The organism is Inquilinus sp. (genome assembly GCF_057815775.1).
This window is the reverse complement of sequence record NZ_JBYRFX010000905.1, coordinates 1-7261: the sequence shown is the minus strand read 5'-3', so window position 1 is coordinate 7261 and position 7261 is coordinate 1. Positions and strand designations below refer to the sequence as shown.

Genomic DNA, 7261 nt, shown 5'->3' with positions numbered 1-7261 from the left:
GCAGGTCTATGTGCTGGACGAGGCGCTGCGGCCGGTGCCGGTCGGCGTGCCCGGCGAACTCTATGTCGCCGGCTTAGGCCTGGCGCGCGGCTATCTCAACCGCCCAGGCCTCACCGCCGAGCGCTTCGTCGCCTGCCCCTTCGGCCCCCCGGGCCAGCGCATGTACCGCACCGGCGATCTCGGGAAGTGGCGCACCGACGGCGCCCTCGACTTCATCGGCCGCACCGACCACCAGGTCAAGATCCGCGGCTTCCGCATCGAGCCCGCCGAGATCGAAACCGCTCTCGCCTGCCTGCCTGGCGTCGCTCAGGCCGCCATCATCGCTCGCGAAGACAAAGCCGGCCTGAAGCAGATCATCGGTTATGCCGTGCCCGCGGCTGGGGCGGCCCTCGACCCCGCCGCCCTGCGCCACGCCCTGGCTGCGACCCTGCCCGACCACATGGTCCCGGCCGCCATCGTTCGGCTCGACCGCCTGCCCCTCACGCCCAACGGCAAGCTCGACCGCAAAGCCCTGCCAGCGCCGGACTTCACCGCCGGTCCGGGACGTGCACCCCGCACACCGCAGGAAGAAATCCTCGCTGCCCTCTTCACCGAAATCCTCGGCCTCGACACACTCTCCGTCGACGACAGCTTCTTCGATCTCGGCGGCGACAGCATCCGCTCGATCCAGCTGGTCAGCCGCATCCGCAAGGCCGGGCTGGTCATCACACCCCGCGACGTCTTCCAGCACCAGACCGTCGCCGCCCTGGCGGGCATTGCCCGGCCGCTCGATGCCGGCGCAGCGATCGTTCCCGATACCCCGACCGGTCCTGTGCCGGCGACCCCGATCATCGCCGAGATGCAGGAGCGCGGCGGTTCGATCGCCCGGTTCAACCAAGCCATGCTGCTGCAGGTGCCGGCCGATCTGCAGGAAGCCCATCTCGCCGACGCCCTGCAGGCTGTGCTCGACCATCACCATGCCCTGCGCCTGCGCCTGACCGGGGCGGGGCTGGAAATCCCGCCGGCCGGCAGTGTCGAGGCCGCGCGCTGCCTGCGCCGGGTCGGCTGGTCCGGACCAGAGCAAACATCACGGGATATCCTGATCGAGACTGAGGCGCGGGCTGCCGAAGGCCGCCTCGATCCCGCGGCCGGGCAGATGGTGCAGGCGGTGTGGTTCGATGCCGGCCGTGCCCTGCCCGGGCGGCTGCTGCTGGTCATCCATCACCTCGCGATCGACGGCGTTTCCTGGCGCATCCTGGTGCCCGACCTGCAGGCGGCCTGGCAGACCACCGCGGCCGGGCGCTTGCCGGTTCTCGATCCCTCCGGTACATCGTTCCGCCGCTGGTCACAGATCCTGGCCGAGGAGGCGCGCAGCCCGGCCCGGCTGGCCGAGCTGCCGCTGTGGCAGGAGATCCTGGCCCCGGGCGAGCCGCAGTTCGCCGCCGATCCGGCACAAGGCACCGCCGGACACCGGAGATCGTTCGACCTGACCCTGCCGGCCAACATCACCCTTCCCCTGCTGACGCGGGTGCCGGCCCTGTTCCATGGCCGCGTCAACGACGTGCTGCTGACCGCCTTCGCGCTGGCCGTCGCCGCCTGGCGCCGGCATCGCCAGCCCGGCCGCACCGATGTTCTGATCGCTCTCGAAGGCCATGGCCGTGAAGAGATGGCGAAGGCCGATCTCTCCCGCACGGTCGGCTGGTTCACCAGCCTGTTTCCCGTGCGCCTCGACCCCGGCGCGCTGGATCTCGATCAGGCGCTGGCCGGCGGACCCGCGGCTGGCCAAGCCCTCAAGCGGATCAAGGAGCAGTTGCGCCGCCTGCCCGGCAACGGCATCGGCTACGGCCTGCTGCGCCATCTCAACCCGGATGCCGGGGCCGTCCTCGCCGGTGCTCCGGCGCCGCAGATTGCCTTCAACTATCTCGGCCGCTTCGACGCGCCGGCCGACACCGACTGGTCGCCGGCCCCGGAGGCTCTCGGCCGGGCCGCCGATGCCGACATGCCGCTCGCCCACCCCCTCGCCCTCGACGCCGTCACCCATGATCGTGCGGACGGGCCGGCGCTTGTCGCCCATTGGTCCTGGGCCGCACATCTGTTCGGGGATGAGGACATCCAGGCCCTGGCAGAGGGCTGGTTCGCGGCCCTGCGGGCTCTCGTCATCCATGCGGATCAGGCCGGTGCCGGGGGCTTCACCCCGGCCGACATCCCGCTGGTGCGGCTCGACCAGTCCGGCATCGAGCGGATCGAAGCCGCCTATGCGCCCGTCGGCGATATCCTGCCGCTCGCACCGCTGCAACAGGGGCTGCTGTTCCAGGCCCTGTACGCCCAGGGCCAGGTCGACGCCTATCACGTCCAGCTCCATTTCGACCTGGACGGGCCGCTCGATGCCAACATCCTGCGCCGCGCCGCGGAGACCCTGCTGCACCGGCACCCCAATCTGCGCGCCGCCTTCGTGCATCGGGACCTGGACGAGCCGGTGCAGGTCATCCCGCGCGATGTCGTCCTGCCCTGGCAGGATGCCGACCTGGCCGATCTCGAGCCCGACGAGCAGGCCCAGCGCCTCGCGCTGCTGCTGGCCGAGGACCGCCAGCGGCCGTTCGACCCGGCCCGCCCTCCGCTGCTGCGCGTCCTGCTGATCCGCCTGGCGCCCGGCCGGCACCGGCTGGTCCTGTCCAACCACCATCTGATCCTCGACGGCTGGTCGATGCCCCTGCTGGTCGGGGAGCTGTTCCGGCTGTACCGGCACGGCGGGGACGACACGAGCCTGCCGCGGCCGGCGCCGTATCGTGACCACCTGGCCTGGATCGCCGCCCAGGATCGCGCCGCCACCGAACAAGCCTGGCGCGACCATCTCGCCGGCATCGAAGGGCCGACGCGGGTGGCGCCGGAGCGGCCCCTGGCGACCGTCACCCCCGAACTGTTCGACACGGCCCTGTCCCTCGCGCAGACCGAGGCCCTGGGCCGGCAGCTTCGCCGCAGCGGCCTGACCCTGAACACCGCGATCCAGGCCGCCTGGGCGCTGCTGCTGGCCCAGATCACCGGCCGCGACGATGTCGTGTTCGGCATCACCGTGGCCGGCCGGCCGCCGGAGCTGCCCGGCGTCGAGAGCATGATCGGGCTGCTGATCAACACCCTGCCGCTGCGGCTGAAGCTCGATCCGCGCGAGACGCTGCTTACACTCATGAGCCGGTTGCAGGACGAGCAGGCTCGGCTTATGGCGCATCAGCAGATCAGCCTGACAGAATTGCATCGCATCGCCGGGCATGCCGAGCTGTTCGACACCAGCATCGTGTTCGAGAGCTTCCCGACCGACGCGATCTCCTCGGCCGAGCTGGCACCGGGGCTGCGCCTCGCCGCCACCGGCCATCACGGCGGCGATGCCAGCCACTACCCGCTCGGGCTGCTGGCCGCACCGGGGCCGCGGTTGCAGATCCGGCTCGGCTATCGGCCCGACCTCTACGACCACGCCGGCATCGCGGCCCTGGCCGGCCGCCTGGTCCGGGTGCTGGAGGCGATGGCCACCGATCCCGGCCGAAGCCTCGGCGACCTCGACCTGCTGCTGCCCGAGGAGCGCCACCGCCTGCTGGTGGAGTGGAACGACACGGCACGGCCGATGCCCGGCGCCACGTTGCCGCAACTGTTCGAGCAGCAGGTGGCACGGACGCCCGAGGCCGCCGCCGTGGCGTTCGAGGGGCTTTCGCTCAGCTATGCCGAGCTCAACGCCCGCGCCAACCGGCTCGCCCACCATCTGATCGCACGCGGCATCGGGCCCGAGGATCGCGTCGCCCTCGCCCTGCCGCGCTCGATCGAACTCGTTGTCACCCTCATCGCCATTCTCAAGGCCGGCGCTGCCTATCTCCCGCTCGATCCGGATTATCCGGCCGATCGGCTACAGCTCATGCTGGAGGATGCCAAACCCCGGGCCGTGATCACCACCGGCGCCGTCCTGCAGCAGGGCCTGCCGACCGGTGACCTGCCCCTGATCCTGCTCGACATGGCGGAGGAACTCGCAGGCGGGCCCGACACCGATCCGACCGATCGCGACCGCACCCGCCCGCTCCGGGGCCATCACCCTGCCTATGTCATCTACACCTCGGGCTCCACCGGCACGCCCAAGGGCGTGGTGGTGAGCCATGCCGCGATTGCCAATTCGACGGCATCGCGGGATTTCTACCATCGCGACGGCGCGGCGGTGTTCCTGCTGCTCTCGAGCATCAGCTTCGACAGCTCGGTTGCCGGCGTTTTCGGAACATTGCTGCACGGCGGGACGCTCGTGCTGCCTGCCGGCAACCTCGATCCCCAGGCGATATCGCGGATCATCGTCGCGGAAAGCGTGACCCACACCCTGCTGGTGCCGTCGCTCTTCCAGGTGATCGCCGAGGCTTATGACACCGGGGCGGGGACTCTCAAGACCGTCGTACTGGCGGGCGAGAGCCGGACCGAGGATCTGTTGCGGCGCTATGCCGGAAAATTCCCGGACACCGGGTTCTACAACGAGTACGGCCCGACCGAGAACGCGGTCTGGAGCACGGTCGCCCGGATCGACACGGAAGCGGCTGACCCGTCATCGATCGGCCGTCCCATCTGGAACACGCAGGCCTATGTGCTGGACGGGTCGCTGCGGCCGGTGCCGGTCGGCGTGCCGGGGGAGCTCTATGTCGCCGGCGCCGGGCTGGCGCGCGGCTATCTGAACCGCCCCGGCCTGACCGCCGAACGCTTCGTCGCCTGCCCCTTCGGCCCGGCAGGGCAGCGCATGTACCGCACCGGCGATCTCGCCCGCTGGCGGCCTGATGGCACTCTCGACTTCCTCGGCCGCACCGACCACCAGGTCAAGATCCGCGGCTTCCGGGTCGAGCCCGGCGAGATCGAAAGCGCCCTCACGCGGCTGGCCGGCGTCGCCCAGGCCGCCGTGATCCCGCGGCAGGACCAGGTTGGATCCCAGCAGTTGGTCGGCTATGTCGTGCCCGAGATCGGTTCTGCCCTCGATCCCGCCGCCCTGCGCCGGTCTCTCAATGAGACGCTGCCCGACCACATGGTCCCGGCGGCGATCGTTGTGCTGGACCGTCTGCCGCTGACGCCGAACGGCAAGCTCGACCGCAAGTCCCTTCCCGCGCCGGACTTCACCGCCGGGCCGGGCCGCGCCCCACGGACGCCACAGGAAGAGATCCTCGCCGCCCTGTTCGCCGAGACCCTCGGCCTCGACGCCGTCTCCATCGACGACAGCTTCTTCGACCTCGGCGGCCACTCCATCCTCGCCACCCGCCTCGTCAGCCGCATCCGCTCCGCCCTCGGCACCGAACTCCCCATCCGTGCCCTGTTCGAAGCCCCCTCCGTCGCAAGGCTGGCCGAGACGCTGGGACAGGGCGGCACCGCCCGGATCGCGCTCGCCGCGCAGGCGCGGCCCGACCATCTTCCTCTGTCCCCAGCCCAGCAGAGGTTGTGGTTCCTTCATCGCCTGGAAGGGCCCAGCCCGACCTACAACATCCCCATGGCGTTGCGGCTGGACGGCGTGCTGGACGCCGTCGCCCTGGAGGCAGCGCTGGCCGATCTGGTCGCCCGCCACGAGAGCCTGCGCACGCTGTTCCCGGATGCCGACGGTTCCCCTCAGCAATTGACCCTTGGCGCGGACGATTCCCGGGCTCGGCCGGCGCTGGAGCGGGTCGACGCGGACGAGGATCGCTTGCCGGATCTGCTGCGGCAGGCTTCCAGCCATGCCATCCGGATCGAACAGGAAATTCCGCTTCGCACGACCCTGTTCCGCCTGGGCGAGCACAGCCACGTCCTGCTGCTGCTGGTGCATCACGTCGCCTCCGACGGTGCCTCTCTCGCGCCGCTGATGCGCGACCTCACTTTGGCCTATGCCGCTCGGCTGCAAGGCTCGGCCCCGGAGTTCGTGCCGCTGCCCGTGCAATATGCCGACTACACGCTCTGGCAGCGCGACCTCCTCGGCGACGACCACGATCCCGACAGCCTGATCGCTGCACAGGCCGCCTATTGGCGACAGCAGCTCGCCGGGTTGCCCGACTGCATCGCCCTGCCCAGCGACCGCCCCAGGCCTGCCAGACCCACTCATCGCGGCGGCCATCTACCGATCGCTATTCCTTCTGAGCTGCACCAGAAGCTCCGCGGCCTCGCCCGCGCCTCCGGCACCAGCCTGTTCATGCTGCTGCAGACCGGCCTCGCCCTGGTCCTCTCCAGGCTCGGTGCCGGAGACGACATCGCCATCGGCTCGCCCATCGCCGGCCGCACCGACGAGGCCCTCGACGATCTCGTCGGCTTCTTCGTCAACACCCTCGTCCTACGCACCGACCTCTCCGGCAATCCCTCCGTCGCTGATCTCATCGCCCGTGTCCGCGACACCTCCCTCGCAGCCTATGCCCATCAGGACCTGCCCTTCGAGCGCCTGGTCGAGATCCTCAACCCCACCCGGTCCCAGACTCATCACCCGCTGGTCCAGGTCATGCTGGTCCTGCAGAACACGGCTCAGCCCAGCCTCGACCTTCCAGGCCTTGTTGCAGTCCCCGAGCCCCTCGGCAGCGATATCGCCAAGTTCGACCTCACCCTCAGCCTCGCCGAGACACCCGGAGGCCTCGAGGGTGTCCTCGAATACGCCACCGATCTCCACGACCGCAGCAGCATCGAGATCCTGGCCAGCCGCTTCGTCCGCGTGCTGGAGGCCATGGCGGAGGAGCCTGCGCAGGCCATTGGCGACATCGAACTTCTCACCTCAGAGGAACGTCATCGGCTGCTGATCGAGTGGAATTCGACCGCTCAGCCGATGCCCGAGACCACCCTGCCCGAGCTGTTCGAAGCCCAGGTGGCAAGGACCCCGGAGGCGTCGGCGCTGGTGTTCGAGGGGGTCTCGCTCAGCTATGCCGACCTCAACGTCCGCGCCAACCGTCTCGCCCATCACCTGATCGGCCTCGGCATCGGACCCGAGGATCGCGTCGCGCTGGCCCTGCCCCGCTCGATCGAACTGGTCGTCGCCCTCCTCGCCATTCTCAAGGCCGGCGCCGCCTATCTGCCGCTCGATCCGGATTACCCGGCAGAGCGCCTTCGCTTCATGCTCGCCGACGCCGGCCCCAGGGCGATGATCGCCATCGGCGGTGGCCTGCCGACAGAGGGACTGCCCGTCATCCGGCTCGATCGCCTCGATATCGCCGGACCCGGCACCGATCCGACCGATGCCGACCGGGCGGCCCCGTTACGGCCCAACCACCCCGCCTATGTCATCTACACCTCCGGCTCCACCGGCACCCCCAAGGGGGTCGTCACCACCCAT

The 7261-nt window shown here is 70.1% G+C and carries 1 protein-coding gene; it reads left to right on the top strand.

Translation table 11 applies throughout. The features are described from left to right. A partial coding sequence (locus tag AC3XYG_RS32370; protein WP_489144003.1) for a non-ribosomal peptide synthetase occupies positions 1 to 7261 on the top strand: 7261 nt, incomplete at both ends.